The sequence below is a fragment of the Pseudomonas sp. WS 5071 genome (assembly GCF_012985765.1).
Taxonomy (GTDB): Bacteria; Pseudomonadota; Gammaproteobacteria; order Pseudomonadales; family Pseudomonadaceae; genus Aquipseudomonas; species Aquipseudomonas lundensis_A.
Window position 1 is genome coordinate 35781 of sequence record NZ_JAAQWY010000022.1, and the last position, 17123, is coordinate 52903.

Genomic DNA, 17123 nt, shown 5'->3' on the forward strand with positions numbered 1-17123 from the left:
GAGAGAACCCACCATGTCTCGTTCCGAAACCCTGTTTGCCAACGCTCAAAAACACATTCCCGGCGGTGTGAACTCGCCGGTACGGGCCTTCAAGAGCGTCGGCGGCACCCCGCTGTTTTTCAAACACGCCGAAGGCGCCTACGTAACGGACGAAGACGACAAACGCTACGTGGATTACGTGGGTTCGTGGGGGCCGATGATTCTGGGCCACAGCCACCCGGATGTTCTGGACGCCGTGCGTGCGCAACTGGAGCACGGCCTGTCGTACGGCGCCCCGACAGCCATGGAAACTGAAATGGCGGATCTGGTGTGCGCCATCGTGCCGTCGATGGAGATGGTGCGCATGGTCAGCTCCGGCACCGAAGCCACCATGAGTGCCATCCGTTTGGCGCGTGGCTATACCGGCCGCGACAACATCCTCAAGTTTGAAGGCTGCTACCACGGGCATTCCGACAGCCTGCTGGTGAAGGCCGGCTCAGGCGCGCTGACGCAAGGCGTCCCGAGCTCGGGCGGCGTGCCGGCCGACTTCGCCAAGCACACGCTGACCACCACCTTCAACGACATCAACGCCGTGGAAAAACTGCTGACAGACGTCGGTGACACCGTGGCCTGCATCATCGTAGAGCCCGTGGCGGGCAACATGAACTGCGTGCCACCGGCACCGGGTTTCCTCCAAGGCCTGCGTAGCCTGTGCGACAAGCACGGCGTGGTGCTGATTTTTGATGAAGTGATGACCGGTTTCCGCGTCGCACTCGGCGGCGCCCAGGCGCACTACGGCGTGACACCTGATTTGAGCACCTTCGGCAAAATCATCGGCGGCGGCATGCCGGTGGGCTGCTTCGGCGGCAAGCGCGAAATCATGGAATGCATCGCGCCACTGGGCCCGGTCTATCAAGCTGGCACCCTGTCGGGCAACCCGTTGGCCATGGCTGCCGGCCTGACCACGCTACGCCTGATCAGCCGCCCTGGCTTCCACGCTGAACTCACTGACTTCACCACGCGTTTGCTCGATGGCCTGCAACAACGTGCGGATGCTGCGGGCATTCCATTCGTTACCACCCAGGCAGGCGGCATGTTCGGCCTGTACTTTAGCGGCGCGGACGACATCGTCACCTTTGACGACGTCATGGCCAGCGACGCCGACCTGTTCAAGCGTTTCTTCCACTTGATGCTCGAAGGCGGCGTGTACCTGGCGCCGAGTGCCTTTGAAGCGGGCTTCACCTCGATTGCCCACGGTGAGGCCGAATTGAAGCTGACCCTGGACGCCGCAGAACGCGCATTCGCCGCACTGAAGTGATCCGCAAAAACGACAAGGGTTGTGGCCCTTGTCGTTTTTTTATGTCCGTAATGCACTGATCTTTTAACCCACTCGTCCAAAATCGTCTTAAATCAACCGATATCACGTTCGCGCAGCAGAAAAACGAGTAAAGACTTTGTAAGGTTGCCTCGGCTTATTTCATAATGCGCGCCTATACATCCCTTGGTCGGGCCCGCCCGTCTTTCAGAGGTACGTCGATTCCCATGAACCGCACCGGCCGCGCCCTTGCAATGGGCTGCCTGTTGCTCCTACAGCCGTTGCTTGCTCAGGCAGGCGGTAACTCGTTGTTGATCCCGGCGATGGGTCGCTGCACCCTCAATACTCAGCCAGAGAATCTGGAAGAGGCGCTTGGCGCGTGCGTACAAGCTGCGAAAAACGGGGATGCAGAAGCCCAATACGAGTTGGGCGAGTTCTACTACGACGTCAACAACCCCAAGCGCGACCTCAATCAAGCCCTCAGCTACTTCGAACAAGCGTCGCTGCAAGGCCACGCCATGGCTCAGTTCAAACTGGGCACCATGTTCTATAAGGGTGAAGGCGTACCGGCCAACAATATTCAGGCGTACATCGTGCTGAAAATGGCGGCCGTGAACGGCGCAGAAGATGCGCTGGACACCGCCGACGAGGTGGCCGAGCAAATGCCGCGCGACCAGCTCGAGACCGCGACCCAGGTGCTGGGACAGATCTTCCGCAAGTACCTGATGGAACTGCAATCAACGGACGCCCGCTCGCCGTTTTCACCGCTGCCTTGAGGTTCAAGCGGTGTTTGGCTTGAGGATTTTTAGGTGTTTCTGCCGGATACGTAACTGAAGGAGTATGAATCCTGCAAGAAGGCCTGCGCTTTGCAATCGAAGATAGAAATGGATATCCGCAGAGCCCGCATTGACGAAGTAAATGATCGGCACTAACACACTTAGCATCACCACATTCATCATGAGTTGAGGCGCCAGGGTGTCGCATAGCCCGCGCAGATGAGACGTGCTGAGGGAAAGGACTGAGGCCGTAAGAAAAAGGGCACTGGTGGACAGAAAGGCCTCACGATCAAATACCACCACCTCCCCTCCCACCCAAAAGAAAAGCGTGTCGCCTGCCATCAACAACCCGCCAAGCACTACCACCATCACGACCATCAACCCTAGCTGACCTTTTATATAGGAACCCGAACTTTTCTCAGCATACCGACTGATATAAAGACTGTGTGCCTGACAGTAAGCAATAACAGGAATCATGACAAAACCGATCATTGACATATAAACCGACAACTGAGCCACCAGCACTGACATCAAGCCCGCCAACCTTTCATTCAATAAGAAAAAATACAACTTCTGCCCTGCCATCCCCAGTGCTATAGGTATACCCAGCACCGCGACATTCCTCATAGTGCGTTTGCAGTAAAGGGGTGAGAAACCAAATTCACGCCGTGTCGACAATCGCAGCAAAGCGATCAGCAATAGCGTTTCATTCAGCAAAAAATACCCCATCGCCCAATAGATAAAAGAGTCGCCCTTAACGACATATAACACCCCACACAAATACGCGCACGCGCAAACTGTTACACCCGCCTTAATCATCGAGCACCGTCGTGCAGCGCCACTTGCCTCATGGAAAAAATGAAGAAACGTATTTATAACCAATAGAGGAATGGCCCCTATATAGATAGAGGATAACGCTGCCACTTTATCAGCCCCCATGCGAGCACCAGGCAAATAATCCGCTAGCCTGTAAATCGCACAGCTAATAATGAGCGCCAAAGAGGCCATCACTATTGAGGCACTGAAACCTCCACGGAAGAGATTCTTTTTTTCGAGTGGGCTATCGACATGCCCGGCAATTAAATTACCCGTTGCTGCCAGGGACATAGAGATCATCACCGCCACGACTGAGTAAACAGCCAACACATACGCGACAAATGCCAAATCACTTTCCTGATTATGGGCCACCATAGCGAGTAAAAAAGTAATGCCGCAATAAGGTGTAAACCGGCTAACGGTGAGAGAAAAAAAGGCGCGGCGCATGTGTTCTTCATAGCGCATCTTCGACACCCCATGCAGCGATCATTTTGCGTTGACGTTTAACAAAGCACTCTGAGAGCCACCACACTAAACACTGACAGTGCGAAGACCAAACAACGACCAGGCAACAGACAATCGAAGAATAGGCTCAAACAGCGTCACAGCGATAAATAATCCCGCCGGACGAGTACTAAATATCAATAGGCATATTCTTATATAACAACTCAACCGGCCGCTCCTTGTACGGCGAACATTAATATCCACCCGTTACACAGGATCCGCTGCAAATTGCTTTCGTATTCGATTGCACCGACGCTGGACGCATTGAAAGCGCCCAGGCTTTACAAGAGGAAGGGAGCTGCCATTCCAGCAGAAGCTTTACTTCTCCGGCATCGGAAACGGGAACGGCATCACATTGCCTACGCCCCGCGCTTCGCTGATTTTCGGCGTGCCCAGGCGTTCTACTTCGTCGATGCGCACGATCGAATGCATCGGCACAAAGCTGCGCACCACGCCTTCGAATTGAGCTTTGAGTTTTTCTTCACTCGGGTCGACGACCATTTGCGTGCGCTCACCGAAGACGAACTCTTCTACCTCCAGGAAACCCCACAGATCACTTTGATAGATCTGTTTGGCGTACATCTCGAACACCTGTCCCTGGTTGAGGAAAATCACCTTGTAGATTGGAGCTTCACGTTTGGTCATGGTGGGCGGGTAAACATCTGAAGGTATAAAAGAGGGCGCGAACTATAGCATAGCCTCCAGACGCACAGCGCTAGGAAGCAACGGCCATGCCCCCTATAATGCGCGGTTCTTTGAACCACTTGATGAACACCCATGGCCAAGAAGCTTTACATCGAAACCCACGGTTGCCAGATGAATGAGTACGACAGCTCACGCATGGTCGATCTGCTGGGTGAACATCAGGCCCTGGAAGTCACGGCGCGCGCCGAAGACGCTGATGTGATCCTGCTCAACACCTGCTCCATCCGCGAACGTGCCCAGGACCGGGTCTATTCGCAACTGGGCCGCTGGCGCGAGTTGAAACTGGCCAATCCGGAAATGGTGATTGCCGTCGGCGGCTGCGTGGCGAGCCAGGAAGGCGCGGCGATCCGGGACCGCGCCCCATACGTGGACGTGGTGTTCGGTCCGCAGACCCTGCACCGCCTGCCTGAAATGATTGATGCGGCGCGCATCACCAAGCTGCCGCAAGTCGACGTTTCATTCCCCGAAATCGAAAAATTCGACCATTTGCCGGAACCGCGCATCGATGGCCCAAGCGCCTATGTCTCGGTCATGGAAGGCTGCAGCAAGTACTGCACGTTCTGCGTGGTGCCTTACACCCGCGGTGAAGAGGTCAGCCGACCATTCGACGATGTACTGGCCGAAGTAATCCACTTGGCCGAAAACGGCGTCCGTGAAGTGACGCTGCTCGGACAAAACGTGAACGGCTATCGCGGCCTGACCGAAGACGGTCGTCTGGCCGATCTGGCTGAGCTGATCCGCGTGGTGGCTGCCGTCGACGGGATCGAGCGTATTCGCTACACCACCTCACACCCGCTGGAGTTCTCCGACAGCCTGATCCAGGCTCACGCTGAAGTCCCGGAACTGGTCAAGCACCTGCATTTGCCGGTGCAATCGGGCTCGGACCGCATTCTGTCGGCAATGAAGCGCAACCACACCGCACTGGAATACAAGTCCAAGCTGCGCAAGTTGCGGGCAGCCGTGCCGGGCATCTGCATCAGTTCGGACTTTATTGTCGGCTTCCCGGGCGAAACAGAAAAAGACTTCGAGCAAACCATGAAGCTCATTGAAGACGTCGGCTTCGACTTCTCCTACTCCTTCGTTTACAGCCAACGCCCGGGCACCCCGGCCGCCGATTTGGCTGACGAGACGCCAGAAGAGCGCAAGAAGGAGCGTCTGAATGCTTTGCAACATCGCCTCAACCAGCAAGGCTTCGAGATCAGCCGACAAATGGTGGGCTCCGTCCAGCGGATTCTGGTGACGGATTACTCGAAAAAAGACCCCGGCGAACTGCAAGGGCGCACCGAGAACAACCGCATCGTTAACTTCCGCTGCGATAACCCGCAGTTGATTGGCCAGTTTGCCGATGTGCATATCGATGCCGCTCAACCCCACTCGCTGCGGGGCTCGCTGCTGAACTGAACCTATTTGTAGTCGCTGACCCAAGATCCTCACGGCCTTCGATGCTAAAGGTGTGCTTACGCCTTGCGCGCACTCACAGCGGGCGTCAGCGACTACAGATTTTACGTGGTATCAGTAAGCCCTTTCGTCCATGACCTGCTAGCGTTATCCTTCAAACCATCTCAATTGCCTCAGGGCGGCTAAAAACGACTTTGAACGCACCCATCGAACCACATCGTTTTCTCCTCGAGCCTTTTGAGGCTCGCCGCTTCGCCAATCTGTGCGGGCTTTTCGACGAGCATTTACGTTTGATCGAACAGCGTCTGGCCATCGAAATCCGCAACCGCGGCAATCAATTCGAATTGATCGGCGACCCCAAAATCACCTCTTCGGCAGAACACCTGCTGCGCCGTCTTTACCGCGAAACCAAAGCGACCGAGCTTTCGCCGGACATGGTGCATCTGTTCCTGCAAGAATCTGCCGTCGAAGACCTGGCCAGCAATCCCGTGGCCGATCCCAGCGTTTCGCTGCGCACCAAAAAGGGCATGATTCGTCCTCGAGGGATCAATCAGCAGCGCTACGTCAAAGAAATTCTGGGCAATGACATCAACTTCGGTATCGGACCGGCTGGCACAGGTAAAACCTACCTGGCCGTGGCCTGTGCTGTGGACGCCCTTGAGCGCGAGCAAATCCGGCGCATTTTGCTGGTCCGCCCGGCGGTCGAAGCGGGTGAAAAGCTCGGGTTCCTGCCTGGCGACCTGTCGCAAAAAATCGACCCGTACCTGCGCCCTTTATATGACGCCCTGTACGAGATGCTCGGCTTTGAATACGTCGCCAAGCTTATCGAGCGCCAGATCATTGAAGTCGCGCCACTGGCCTACATGCGCGGCCGCACGCTGAACAACAGCTTCATCATCCTCGACGAGAGCCAGAACACCACTGTCGAGCAAATGAAGATGTTCCTGACCCGTATCGGCTTTGGCTCCACCGCCGTGATCACCGGTGACATCACCCAGATCGACCTGCCTAAAGGCACCAAATCCGGGCTCAACCATGTCATTGAAGTGCTCAAGGACGTACCGGGCATCAGCTTTACGCATTTCCAGTCCAAAGACGTCGTGCGCCATCCGCTTGTGCAACGCATCGTAGAGGCTTATGGCCGCTACGAGCAGGAAGCTGCCGACAAACTGGCCGCTCTGCCAGCCGCCAAGGATTACCGCCACGATGCTTGAGCTTGACCTGCAAAGGGCGACCGAGGCTTGCACGCCGGACGAAGCCCAGTTCCGCCAGTGGTGCGAACTGGCCTTGCGCCAACGCACCGCCGACTCGGAAATGACCCTCCGTCTGGTGGACGAAGAGGAAGCCCGTGAACTGAACAACACATGGCGCGGTAAAAACTACGCCACCAATGTGCTGTCTTTTCCGGCCGATGTACCCGACGAATTCCTCGATATCCCGCTACTTGGCGACCTGGTGATCTGTGTCGCCGTGGTTGAGCGCGAAGCCGCTGAACAAGGTAAGGAACTTGAGGCCCATTGGGCCCATCTAGTGATTCATGGCTGCTTGCATCTTCTGGGTTACGACCATATAGACGATGACGAAGCAGAAGAAATGGAAGCACTGGAACGAACGTTGCTAGCGGAACTGGGTCATCCTGACCCGTATGCAGACGACGAAAACTGATTAACACCACTGAAACTACCAAGGGATACGAGTAAATCGCTATGAGCGAAGACCGATCGAGCAACGGGCAAAAGTCGTGGTTGGGTAAGCTGACCCAGGCCTTTGCCCATGAGCCGAAAAACCGTCAGGAGCTGCTTGAGCTGCTGCGCGAAGCACATCAGAACAAACTGCTGGACAGCGAAGCGCTGGCCATCGTCGAAGGCGCCATTCAAGTGGCTGACCTGCAAGTACGGGACATCATGGTGCCGCGCTCGCAGATGATCAGCATCAAGGCGACTCAGACACCCCGCGAATTTCTCCCGGCGATCATCGACGCTGCGCACTCGCGCTATCCGGTGATCGGCGAAAGCCACGACGACGTGCTCGGCGTGTTGCTGGCCAAAGACCTGCTGCCGCTGATCCTTCAAGAGAACGGCGACAAGTACAACATCAAGGATTTGCTGCGTCCGGCGACGTTTGTTCCCGAGTCCAAGCGCCTTAACGTGTTGTTACGTGAGTTTCGGGCCAACCATAACCACATGGCCATCGTCATTGACGAGTACGGCGGCGTGGCCGGCCTGGTAACGATTGAAGACGTTCTGGAACAGATCGTCGGCGACATCGAAGACGAGCACGATGTCGAAGAAGACAGCTACATCAAGCCGCTGCCAAGCGGTGATTTCTTGATCAAGGCCCTGACCCCTATCGAAAACTTCAACGCGTTTTTCGACAGCGACTTCTCCAACGACGAGTTCGACACCGTTGGCGGTCTGGTCATGAGTGCGTTCGGGCACTTGCCAAAACGTAACGAAACCACTGAAATCGGCCCATACCGCTTCCGCATCCTCAATGCTGACAGCCGCCGTATTCACTTGATTCGCCTGACGCCTATCGCCCGCTAAACCTCCAATACCAAGGATTGAAATGCGCTGGATAACCTCCCCCGGCTGGCCCGGTAACTTGCTGGCTGTGGTAGCCGGCGCACTGACCACCCTGGCGTTGGCACCCTATGACATCTGGCCGCTGGCACTGGTCGCCCTGGCCCTGTTCTACCTCGGCCTGCGTGACCTGTCGCCTCGCCATGCGCTAGGCCGAGGCTGGTGCTTTGGCTTCGGGCTGTTTGGCGCGGGCACCAGCTGGATCTACTACAGCATTCACAACTTTGGCGGCGCGTCGGTAATGCTGGCGGGCCTGCTGATGCTGGCATTCACAGCCGCCATTGCCTGGTTCTTCGCTTTGCCCGCATGGTTATGGGCACGCTGGATTCGCCGCAACGAAGCGCCGCTGGCTGACACACTGGCCTTCGCCGCACTGTGGGTAATGCAAGAAGCCTTCCGCGGCTGGTTCCTGACGGGTTTCCCCTGGCTTTACTCCGGTTACAGCCAGCTCGATGGCCCCTTGGCCGGGCTTGCGCCGCTGGGCGGCATGTGGCTGATTTCCTTTACGCTGGCGCTCACCGCCGCTTTGCTGTGCAACCTGCCACGCCTGATTCAGGCTAAACGCAAAGCTTTCATCGCGGCGGGTACCGTGCTGCTGGTCGGCCCGTGGTGCATCGGCATGGCCCTCAAGCACCATGCATGGACCAGCCCTTCGGGCGATCCGCTGAGCGTGGCGGCGATTCAGGGCAATATCGAACAAAGCATGAAATGGGACCCGGCGCAGTTGAATGCACAACTGGCCCTGTACCGCGACATGACGTTCAACTCCAAACGGGTCGATCTGATCGTCTGGCCTGAAACCGCGATTCCCGTGCTCAAGGAAAACGCCGAAGGCTACCTGTCGATGATGGGCCGCTTTGCTGCCGATCGGCACTCAGCGCTAATAACCGGCGTGCCGATCCGTCAGGAAGTACGCCATGAACCGCGCCTCTTCAACGGCATCACAGCCGTGGGCGAAGCGGATGGCACGTACCTGAAACAAAAACTGGTGCCGTTTGGCGAATACGTGCCGTTGCAGGATGTGTTGCGCGGGCTGATCGCTTTCTTCGACCTGCCGATGTCCGATTTCGCTCGCGGGCCTGCGGACCAGACATTGCTGCAGGCCAAGGGCTATCAGATCGCACCGTTTATTTGCTACGAAGTGGTGTACCCGGAGTTCGCCGCCCGTTTGGCGGCCAAGAGCGATGTGCTGCTGACCATCAGCAACGACACCTGGTTCGGCACCTCGATTGGTCCGCTGCAACATTTGCAGATGGCACAGATGCGCGCCCTCGAAGCCGGCCGCTGGATGATCCGGGCAACTAACAACGGCGTCACCGCGCTGATTAACCCTTATGGGCAAATCACGGCGCAAATTCCACAGTTCGAACAGGGGATCCTGTACGGCGAAGTCGTACCGATGCACAACCTCACGCCGTACCTGCAATGGCGTTCATGGCCGCTGATCATCCTGTGCGGGGTGTTGATCGGCTGGGCCCTGATTACCAGCCGGATTGCCAAGACGGTGTGACGCGCACGCCTGACCCGCCCGTCAGCGACTGCAGGCACTGCCCCCTGTAGTCGCCTGTCATCCGTCACTGGCCATCAACGATAAAACAATGGGTAAGCCACTTGGCCTACTGCTTCGTTGAGCAATTGCCCGGACTGCCAGATCGATTTGAATTCTGGCATCCAGCCGCCCAAAGGCCGTGCGTTGTCACGACCTAAAAAGCCTACCGGCGCGGGCACGACTTCAAACCCGGCCTTTTCAAAACTCCAGACCGAACGCGGCATGTGCCACGCTTGTGTGACCACAACCACGCGCTTGATGCCCTGAGGCAGCAAGAGATCGGCAGTCATTTGTGCGTTTTCCCACGTCGTGCGGCTGCGTTCTTCTTTCCAGCGTACGTCCACGCCGAAATCATCGCGCAGGGAGTCAGCCATTAACTGCGCTTCACTCGGCGGCGTCCCGTAATGCAGGCCGCCAGTGGTCAAGAGCGGCAACCCGGAGGCCTTGGCCAGTCGGGCCGCATAGCGCTGACGCTCAAGCCCTGTGCCCGTTGGTTGATCGCTGCCCCAAGCGGGGTCACCCCGCTCGCGACCGGAACCCAGTACGACAATGGCATCGGCACGCGTGGCCAAGGACGACCACTCGCTTTGCGCCAGTGCCGGCTCACGCTCCAGTGCGCGGGCGCTCCATTGCACCACCACGGGCAGGCTCATCAACCAGAAGCCACCGATCCCCACGGCAAACAAAGCCCCGGCCAATCGCGGTCGCGAACGACGCAGCCACCACGCGAGCACAAGGATCACTAAGAGAATGCCGGGCGGCAGAAGCAATTGTTTAACGAAATATCGAATAGGCATCGAGCATCTCCAAAGATGCCCGAAGCCTAAGGGGGTTGATCCGATGCAACAACAGGCACGTGAGTGACTTGAACATAAACGCCTGTTTTATCAACCCTGGACACGTAGGTGACGCCACTCACATGTATCACGGGCTCACGGTAGAAAAGGCCGCTCTAGCCCTTGGCTTGCCTGACCCGATCCTTCAGCCAGATGACATTGGCTGCCGCTGGGGTTTGCTGCACAAAACTGCTGCCATGCGAACGTCTATCCACCTCGCGTTCGCTCCGGTTTAAATACGCGTTAATCAACTCCAGTTCTGCATGACTCAAGCCTCGCAATTCCACTTCGACAGGGTGTTCGTTACGTAATTGCTCTGCCGTTTTCGCTGAATCAAGAGCCACATCCAAACGATTAATCAAACGCTCATACACCTTTGACGTTGTTGCTTTGCGTTGCGTTTTTGCCATCCGTTCACCTCATTGAAGGAAATCAATCTCCCCTGAGAGCAAGCTTAGTCGCGCGCACAAAACCGGTGCGGTGCAGCGACCAACGGAAGGACGAGGCAATCAGGGTTTCCCTCGATAGAGTGGGGTCATGTATGCTACGGGACTTCCTGTAACCCCTACTCCAACTTGACCGGGCAACACAATAGCCGGCCGTATGTTGAAGAGGATTAGGCCACCCTTTATCAGTACAAGTAGCCATGCACGAACAATATCAGCCCCGTGAAATAGAAGCCGCCGCCCAATCATTCTGGGACAACCAAAAGTCCTTCGAAGTCAGCGAAGATCCAGGCAAGGAAACCTACTACTGCCTGTCGATGTTCCCGTACCCGAGCGGCAAGCTACACATGGGGCACGTGCGCAACTACACCATCGGCGACGTGATCTCCCGTTACCAGCGCATGCTCGGCAAGAACGTATTGCAACCCATGGGGTGGGACGCCTTTGGCATGCCGGCTGAAAACGCCGCGATGAAGAACAACGTCGCTCCGGCCAAGTGGACGTACGAAAACATTGAATACATGAAGACCCAGCTGCGCAGCCTGGGTCTGGCGGTTGACTGGTCGCGTGAAATCACCACCTGCAAGCCGGATTACTACCGCTGGGAACAATGGCTGTTCACTCGCCTGTTCGAAAAAGGCGTGATTTACCGTAAAAACGGCACCGTGAACTGGGACCCGCTGGACCAGACCGTTCTGGCCAACGAGCAAGTGATCGACGGCCGTGGCTGGCGCTCGGGGGCGCTGATCGAAAAGCGTGAAATCCCGATGTACTACTTCAAGATCACGGCATATGCCGATGAGCTGCTTGAAAGCCTCGACGAGCTGACGGGCTGGCCTGAACAGGTCAAGACCATGCAGCGCAACTGGATCGGCAAATCCCGCGGCATGGAAGTCCAGTTCCCTTACGACGTCGACTCCATCGGCGAAGAAGGCACACTCAAGGTCTTCACCACCCGCCCTGACACCCTGATGGGCGCCACCTACGTGGCCGTGGCTGCCGAGCACCCGCTGGCCACTCAGGCGGCGCAGTCCAACCCCGAGCTGCAAGCGTTTATCGCTGAATGCAAAGGCGGCAGCGTGGCAGAAGCCGACATGGCGACCCAAGAGAAAAAGGGCCTGCCGACCTCGCTGTTCGTTGAACACCCGCTGACCGGCGAGAAACTTCCGGTGTGGGTCGCCAACTATGTGTTGATGCACTACGGCGACGGCGCGGTAATGGCTGTGCCGGCGCACGATGAGCGCGACTTCGAATTCGCCACCAAATACGGCCTGCCGATCAAGTCGGTCGTTCGCACCAGCGCGGGCGACGCCTCCCCTGCGCCTTGGCAGGACGCGTACAACGAACACGGTCCACTGATCAATTCCGGCGAGTTTGACGGTCTGGAATTCGACGCAGCCTTCACTGCCATGGAAGCTGCCCTGACGGCCAAAGGCCTGGGCCAATCGCGCACCCAGTTCCGCCTGCGCGACTGGGGCATCAGCCGTCAGCGCTATTGGGGTTGCCCGATCCCGATCGTTCACTGCGACAGCTGCGGGGACGTACCGGTGCCGGAAGACCAATTGCCGGTCGTCTTGCCTGAAGACGTCGTACCCGATGGCGCCGGTTCGCCATTGGCCCGCATGCCGGAATTTTACGAATGCAGCTGCCCGAAATGCGGCGCGCCGGCCAAGCGTGAAACCGACACCATGGACACCTTTGTCGAGTCGTCGTGGTACTACGCACGCTATGCCTCGCCTCACTACGAGGGCGGTTTGGTCGAGAAGTCCGCTGCCGACCACTGGCTTCCGGTCGACCAATACATCGGCGGTATCGAGCACGCCATCCTGCACCTGCTCTACGCACGCTTCTTCCACAAACTGATGCGCGATGAAGGCCTGGTCAGCTCCAACGAGCCGTTCAAGAACCTGCTGACCCAAGGCATGGTGATTGCAGAAACGTATTACCGTCGCGAAGCCAACGGCGCCCTGACCTGGTTCAACCCGGCAGACGTCGAGCTGGAGCGTGACAGCAAGGCCAAAATCATCGGCGCCAAGCTGATCAGCGATGGTCTGCCGGTTGAAATTGGCGGCACTGAAAAAATGGCCAAGTCCAAGAACAACGGTGTTGACCCGCAATACATGATCGAGCAGTACGGCGCCGATACCTGCCGCCTCTTTATGATGTTCGCGTCGCCACCTGACGCCAGCCTTGAATGGTCGGACTCCGGCGTTGAAGGCTCGCACCGTTTCCTCAAGCGTGTATGGCGTCTGGCGCAAGCTCACGTCAGTCAGGGCCTGCCCGCTGCACTGGACATCGGCTCGCTCAATGACGATCAAAAAGTCATCCGTCGCGCCATTCACCAGGCCATCAAGCAAGCCAGCCAGGACGTAGGCCAGCACCACAAATTCAACACCGCCGTTGCGCAAGTGATGACCGTGATGAACGTCCTGGAAAAAGCCCCGCAAGCTACCGAGCAAGACCGCGCCCTGTTGCAGGAAGGCCTGGAAACCGTTGCCCTGTTACTGGCTCCGATCACCCCGCACATCAGTCATGAGCTGTGGAATCAGTTGGGTCACATCGGCGCCATCATCGACGCACCTTGGCCGACGCTGGACGAAAGCGCGTTGGTACAGGACACGCTGCAACTGGTGATTCAGGTTAACGGTAAACTGCGCGGCCAGATCGAAATGCCTGCCGGTGCCAGCCGTGAAGAAATTGAAGCGGCTGCCCGCGTCAACGAAAACGTACTGCGTTTCACCGATGGTCTGACCATCCGTAAAGTGATCGTCGTGCCGGGCAAACTGGTTAATATCGTCGCCAGCTAAATTGGAACAGGCGCCCGCCTTGAGTGCGGGTGCCCAACAAAACCTTCCGGGCCGCTCCGTCGGCCCATCTGGTTTCAAGGGGAGCAACACATGATCAAACGCAACTTGCTGGTGATGGGCCTCGCAGTCTTGCTGAGCGCCTGCGGCTTTCAGCTGCGTGGCACCGGCACCAATCAGCTGTCGATTACCGAACTCGACGTAACAGCCCGTAACGCTTACGGCGATACCGTGCGTGAGTTGCGACAAGTGCTGGAAAACAGCGGCGTGAAAATCACCTCCGCTGCGCCTTACCACTTGATCCTCACCAATGAGCAAGACACCCAGCGCGCTGCCAGCTATGCCGGCAACGGTGGCTCGGTGGAATACGAATTGACCAAAGTGCTGAACTACGAAATCCGTGGCGATCACAACTTGCCGTTGCTCAACAACAAGATCGAAGTGCACAAGGTCTACCTGCAAGACAGCAGCAACATCACCGGTTCTGGCCAGGAAGCGGCCATGGTCAACACTGAAATGCGTCGCGAGCTGGTGCAACAGATGGTGCTGCGCCTGGAGCAACTGACTCCTGAGCAACTGGCCAAGCTGCAACAAGTGGCTGATGAGAAAGCCAAGGCTGAAGCCCAGGCCATCGAAGCTGCACGTCAGGCGCAAGATGCGATCCCTCAGCAGTCGCCCCTCGAAGTCCCTGAGCAATAAGGTATACGGGGCGCTCAGGCGCCCCGTCATCTATCAAGCCCTATGAAACTCGCCCCCGCCCAACTCGCCAAACACCTGCAAGGCAGCCTGTCGCCCGTCTACATCATCAGCGGCGACGACCCGCTGCTGTGTCAGGAAGCCGCAGACGCCATCCGCAGCAACGCCCGCCAACAAGGGTTTGATGAGCGTCAAGTATTCAGTGCCGACGCCAGTTTCGACTGGGGCTCGTTGCTGCAGGCAGGCGCAAGCATGTCGTTGTTCGCTGAAAAACGCTTGCTGGAGTTGCGATTGCCGTCCGGCAAGCCCGGCGACAAAGGCGCAGCAGCCCTCATCGAATATTGCTCGCGCCCCGCAGAAGACACCCTGCTGCTGATCAGCCTGCCAAAACTCGATGGCAGCGCGCAGAAAACCAAATGGGGCAAGGCGCTGATTGAAGGCGCCCATACTCAGTTCGTACAGATCTGGCCGGTGGACGCGAATCAATTGCCCCAATGGATTCGTCAGCGACTGTCGCAGGCAGGACTGGCGGCGACCCATGATGCAGTGGAACTGATTGCCGCACGGGTGGAAGGCAACTTGCTGGCAGCCGCTCAGGAAATCGAAAAGCTCAAACTCATGGCTGAAGATGGCCAGATCACTGTCGAGACCGTGCAAGCCGCGGTAGCCGACAGCGCCCGTTTTGATGTGTTCGGGCTGGTGGACGCGGTGCTCAACGGTGAGGCAGCCCATGCGTTGCGCATGCTGGAAGGCTTGCGCGGTGAAGGCGTCGAGCCACCTGTGATCCTTTGGGCGCTGGCTCGCGAGCTACGGGTCTTGGCCAACATTGCCCTGCAATACAGCCAGGGCACTCCGTTGGACAAGGCGTTCAGCCAGGCACGCCCGCCCGTGTGGGACAAGCGTAAACCGCTGATGAGCAAAGCCCTGCAACGTTATTCGGCGCAGCGCTGGGCGCAACTGTTGATGGATGCGCAACGCATCGATGCACAGATCAAGGGGCAAGCCGCAGGCTCTGCCTGGAGCAGCCTCAGCCGATTAGCGCTGCTGATGTGCGGGCAACGTCTGAATTTGCCAGCGGAATAACCAGCTGCTCTAGGTAGCCGCTGTAAAAGCACCCAGGTGCCTGTCAACGCCCGCACGTAACACCCGCTGGACAGATCAAACAATCTGGCCGATGATTTGCGCTTGTTCAACTCAGCGAGAATCATTGCCATGAGCAAACGCCCCAACAAGGCCAAATCCATCGTCGCCCAACCCTTGTTCCGAAGCCGTCAGGAACGCCCCGCCAAAGGCAAAGGCAGCTACCGCCGCGAAGCCTTCCAGTCGAGAGACCGGGAGGCTTTTTACTTTCTGGCTGCCTGACGGCGGGAATGTTAAGGTCTGCATCTGATTCGCATTACCTGGACCTGCGCATGCCCTTAAGTCATAAACGCCGTTGGCCGATGCGCCAACTGATTGCTGCTTCCAGCGTCATCCTTTTAGTCGCCTGCGCAGAGAAACCCACCGCAGCCGATGCTCAACCCCTGCCTGTGACGCCTCCCGCGCCCGCGGTGATTACCAGCGCTCCAGTTGCAGACAACCTTGAAATCCAGCCCGCCCAAAGCTTCAGCGAATGGCAAGCCAACTTCCGTGCGCAAGCCCTGAAGGCCGGGATCAACCCGCTGGTTTTCGATAACGCCTTCAAAGACATCACCCCCGACATGGGTGTCATCAAGGCTGACCGTAGCCAGCCCGAATTCAGCCGCCCGGTGTGGGAATACCTCGACGGCGCCCTTTCTCCGCTGCGCGTGCGCAATGGCCAGCGATTGCTGGAGCAAAATGCCGAGCTGCTGACCCGTATCGAACAGCGCTACGGTGTTGATCGTCAGGCACTGGTGTCGGTGTGGGGCATGGAAAGTAACTTCGGTACCTTTCAAGGCAACAAATCGGTGATCCGCTCCCTGGCCACACTGGCGTATGAAGGTCGCCGCCCGGAGTTCGCCCAAAGCCAACTGATCGCTGCGCTGAAGATCATTCAAGAAGGCGATATCTCGCCCGAGAAAATGCTCGGCTCATGGGCCGGGGCTATGGGCCAGACCCAATTCATCCCCACCACCTATGAAACCCATGCGGTGGATTTCGACGGCGATGGTCGTCGGGATATCTGGAACAGTTCGGCAGACGCGCTGGCCTCCACGGCCCACTACCTGCAAAGCTCCGGCTGGAAACAAGGCCAGCCTTGGGGGTTTGAAGTCGACCTGCCGAGTGGGTTTGACTACGCATTGGCGGACGGCACGGTGCGTAAAAGTGTCAGCGAATGGCAGGTGCTTGGGGTTCAGGTGCCTGTGACTGCAAGCGGCTCAGAACAACTGAGCGCCACTTTGTTGCTGCCCGCCGGGTACAGGGGACCGGCATTTTTAGTGCTGGATAACTTCCGTGCCATCCTGCGCTACAACAACTCTTCATCTTATGCGCTGGCTGTGGGCCTGCTGTCTGAGCGCTTTAATGGCGGCGGCGTCATCAAAGGTGATTGGCCTAAAGATGAGCGCCCACTCAGCCGCAGCGAACGCGTCGAGCTGCAAACGTTACTGAGCAACCGCAATTACGACGCAGGCAAGGCTGACGGCATTATCGGGGCAAATACCCGCAAGGCGATTCGCAGCGCGCAACAAGCGCTGGGCTGGCCCGCTGATGGCTACCCTTCGCACAAGTTGCTCGAGAGTTTGCGCCAACAATAA

Annotated in this window: 16 protein-coding genes; 12 read left to right on the forward strand and 4 right to left on the reverse strand. The window is 57.6% G+C overall.

Annotated elements, in window-relative coordinates; genetic code table 11:
* Nucleotides 1–13: 13 nt before the first annotated feature.
* Nucleotides 14–1297 (forward strand): glutamate-1-semialdehyde 2,1-aminomutase, encoded by a 1284-nt coding sequence (hemL, locus tag HBN61_RS14590; RefSeq protein WP_094992185.1) that lies wholly within the window; start codon nucleotides 14–16, stop codon nucleotides 1295–1297.
* A 224-nt stretch (nucleotides 1298–1521) separates the two neighbouring features.
* On the forward strand, nucleotides 1522–2070 hold the full coding sequence (locus HBN61_RS14595) for a tetratricopeptide repeat protein (protein ID WP_094992184.1): 549 nt from the start codon (nucleotides 1522–1524) through the stop codon (nucleotides 2068–2070).
* Between the two features lie 3 nt (nucleotides 2071–2073).
* Here the strand turns inward: HBN61_RS14595 and HBN61_RS14600 are convergent, their stop codons facing one another.
* On the reverse strand, nucleotides 2074–3351 hold the full coding sequence (locus tag HBN61_RS14600) for a hypothetical protein (RefSeq protein WP_170047021.1): 1278 nt from the start codon (nucleotides 3349–3351) through the stop codon (nucleotides 2074–2076).
* A gap of 357 nt (nucleotides 3352–3708) precedes the next feature.
* Nucleotides 3709–4035, reverse strand: coding sequence for a DUF1820 family protein (locus tag HBN61_RS14605; protein WP_094992182.1), 327 nt, complete (start codon nucleotides 4033–4035; stop codon nucleotides 3709–3711).
* A 132-nt stretch (nucleotides 4036–4167) separates the two neighbouring features.
* Between HBN61_RS14605 and miaB the strand changes: the two genes are divergently transcribed.
* The 5 genes from miaB (at nucleotide 4168) to lnt (ending at nucleotide 9585) form a co-directional block, all read left to right on the forward strand.
* Complete coding sequence (miaB, locus tag HBN61_RS14610) at nucleotides 4168–5496, forward strand: tRNA (N6-isopentenyl adenosine(37)-C2)-methylthiotransferase MiaB (RefSeq protein WP_094992181.1); 1329 nt, start codon at nucleotides 4168–4170, stop codon at nucleotides 5494–5496.
* A 191-nt stretch (nucleotides 5497–5687) separates the two neighbouring features.
* On the forward strand, nucleotides 5688–6707 hold the full coding sequence (locus HBN61_RS14615; RefSeq protein WP_094992180.1) for a PhoH family protein: 1020 nt from the start codon (nucleotides 5688–5690) through the stop codon (nucleotides 6705–6707).
* On the forward strand, nucleotides 6700–7158 hold the full coding sequence (gene ybeY / locus HBN61_RS14620) for an rRNA maturation RNase YbeY (RefSeq protein WP_169963980.1): 459 nt from the start codon (nucleotides 6700–6702) through the stop codon (nucleotides 7156–7158). The genes HBN61_RS14615 and ybeY overlap by 8 nt, the downstream gene beginning before the upstream one ends.
* Before the next feature lie 41 nt (nucleotides 7159–7199).
* Nucleotides 7200–8039: a CorC family transporter gene (locus HBN61_RS14625; protein WP_094992178.1), complete on the forward strand. Its 840-nt coding sequence runs from the start codon at nucleotides 7200–7202 to the stop codon at nucleotides 8037–8039.
* Nucleotides 8040–8061: 22 nt separating this feature from the next.
* A complete protein-coding gene (gene lnt, locus HBN61_RS14630; RefSeq protein WP_170047022.1) occupies nucleotides 8062–9585 on the forward strand; it encodes an apolipoprotein N-acyltransferase in 1524 nt (507 codons plus the stop codon).
* A 74-nt stretch (nucleotides 9586–9659) separates the two neighbouring features.
* Here the strand turns inward: lnt and HBN61_RS14635 are convergent, their stop codons facing one another.
* A complete protein-coding gene (locus tag HBN61_RS14635) occupies nucleotides 9660–10421 on the reverse strand; it encodes a YdcF family protein (protein ID WP_094992176.1) in 762 nt (253 codons plus the stop codon).
* A gap of 155 nt (nucleotides 10422–10576) precedes the next feature.
* Nucleotides 10577–10870: a hypothetical protein gene (locus HBN61_RS14640; protein ID WP_094992175.1), complete on the reverse strand. Its 294-nt coding sequence runs from the start codon at nucleotides 10868–10870 to the stop codon at nucleotides 10577–10579.
* A gap of 236 nt (nucleotides 10871–11106) precedes the next feature.
* On the opposite strand from HBN61_RS14640, the gene leuS reads away from it, so the two are divergent.
* From leuS to HBN61_RS14665, 5 genes are all read left to right on the forward strand, one after another.
* Nucleotides 11107–13713 (forward strand): leucine--tRNA ligase, encoded by a 2607-nt coding sequence (gene leuS / locus HBN61_RS14645; RefSeq protein ID WP_094992174.1) that lies wholly within the window; start codon nucleotides 11107–11109, stop codon nucleotides 13711–13713.
* Between the two features lie 90 nt (nucleotides 13714–13803).
* Nucleotides 13804–14409 carry an LPS-assembly lipoprotein LptE gene (locus tag HBN61_RS14650; protein ID WP_094992173.1) on the forward strand — a complete coding sequence of 202 codons (606 nt, stop codon included), beginning with the start codon at nucleotides 13804–13806 and terminating at the stop codon, nucleotides 14407–14409.
* Nucleotides 14410–14451: 42 nt separating this feature from the next.
* Entirely contained in the window at nucleotides 14452–15489 is a 1038-nt protein-coding gene (holA, locus tag HBN61_RS14655; protein ID WP_169963973.1) for a DNA polymerase III subunit delta, read from the forward strand.
* 129 nt (nucleotides 15490–15618) lie between these two features.
* A complete protein-coding gene (gene arfA / locus HBN61_RS14660) occupies nucleotides 15619–15768 on the forward strand; it encodes an alternative ribosome rescue factor ArfA (RefSeq protein WP_003444166.1) in 150 nt (49 codons plus the stop codon).
* A 50-nt stretch (nucleotides 15769–15818) separates the two neighbouring features.
* Nucleotides 15819–17123, forward strand: coding sequence for a lytic murein transglycosylase (locus HBN61_RS14665; protein ID WP_094992171.1), 1305 nt, complete (start codon nucleotides 15819–15821; stop codon nucleotides 17121–17123).

What these genes read in the sequence shown, in the direction of transcription:
- HBN61_RS14625 (WP_094992178.1), top strand. Translation starts at nt 7,200, where the DNA reads ATGAGCGAAGACCGATCGAGCAACGGGCAAAAGTCGTGGTTGGGTAAG.
- hemL (WP_094992185.1), top strand. Translation starts at nt 14, where the DNA reads ATGTCTCGTTCCGAAACCCTGTTTGCCAACGCTCAAAAACACATTCCC.
- HBN61_RS14595 (WP_094992184.1), top strand. Translation starts at nt 1,522, where the DNA reads ATGAACCGCACCGGCCGCGCCCTTGCAATGGGCTGCCTGTTGCTCCTA.
- leuS (WP_094992174.1), top strand. Translation starts at nt 11,107, where the DNA reads ATGCACGAACAATATCAGCCCCGTGAAATAGAAGCCGCCGCCCAATCA.
- ybeY (WP_169963980.1), top strand. Translation starts at nt 6,700, where the DNA reads ATGCTTGAGCTTGACCTGCAAAGGGCGACCGAGGCTTGCACGCCGGAC.
- holA (WP_169963973.1), top strand. Translation starts at nt 14,452, where the DNA reads ATGAAACTCGCCCCCGCCCAACTCGCCAAACACCTGCAAGGCAGCCTG.
- HBN61_RS14665 (WP_094992171.1), top strand. Translation starts at nt 15,819, where the DNA reads ATGCCCTTAAGTCATAAACGCCGTTGGCCGATGCGCCAACTGATTGCT.
- HBN61_RS14635 (WP_094992176.1), bottom strand. Translation starts at nt 10,421, where the DNA reads ATGCCTATTCGATATTTCGTTAAACAATTGCTTCTGCCGCCCGGCATT.
- lnt (WP_170047022.1), top strand. Translation starts at nt 8,062, where the DNA reads ATGCGCTGGATAACCTCCCCCGGCTGGCCCGGTAACTTGCTGGCTGTG.
- miaB (WP_094992181.1), top strand. Translation starts at nt 4,168, where the DNA reads ATGGCCAAGAAGCTTTACATCGAAACCCACGGTTGCCAGATGAATGAG.
- HBN61_RS14605 (WP_094992182.1), bottom strand. Translation starts at nt 4,035, where the DNA reads ATGACCAAACGTGAAGCTCCAATCTACAAGGTGATTTTCCTCAACCAG.
- HBN61_RS14600 (WP_170047021.1), bottom strand. Translation starts at nt 3,351, where the DNA reads ATGCGCTATGAAGAACACATGCGCCGCGCCTTTTTTTCTCTCACCGTT.
- HBN61_RS14650 (WP_094992173.1), top strand. Translation starts at nt 13,804, where the DNA reads ATGATCAAACGCAACTTGCTGGTGATGGGCCTCGCAGTCTTGCTGAGC.
- HBN61_RS14640 (WP_094992175.1), bottom strand. Translation starts at nt 10,870, where the DNA reads ATGGCAAAAACGCAACGCAAAGCAACAACGTCAAAGGTGTATGAGCGT.
- arfA (WP_003444166.1), top strand. Translation starts at nt 15,619, where the DNA reads ATGAGCAAACGCCCCAACAAGGCCAAATCCATCGTCGCCCAACCCTTG.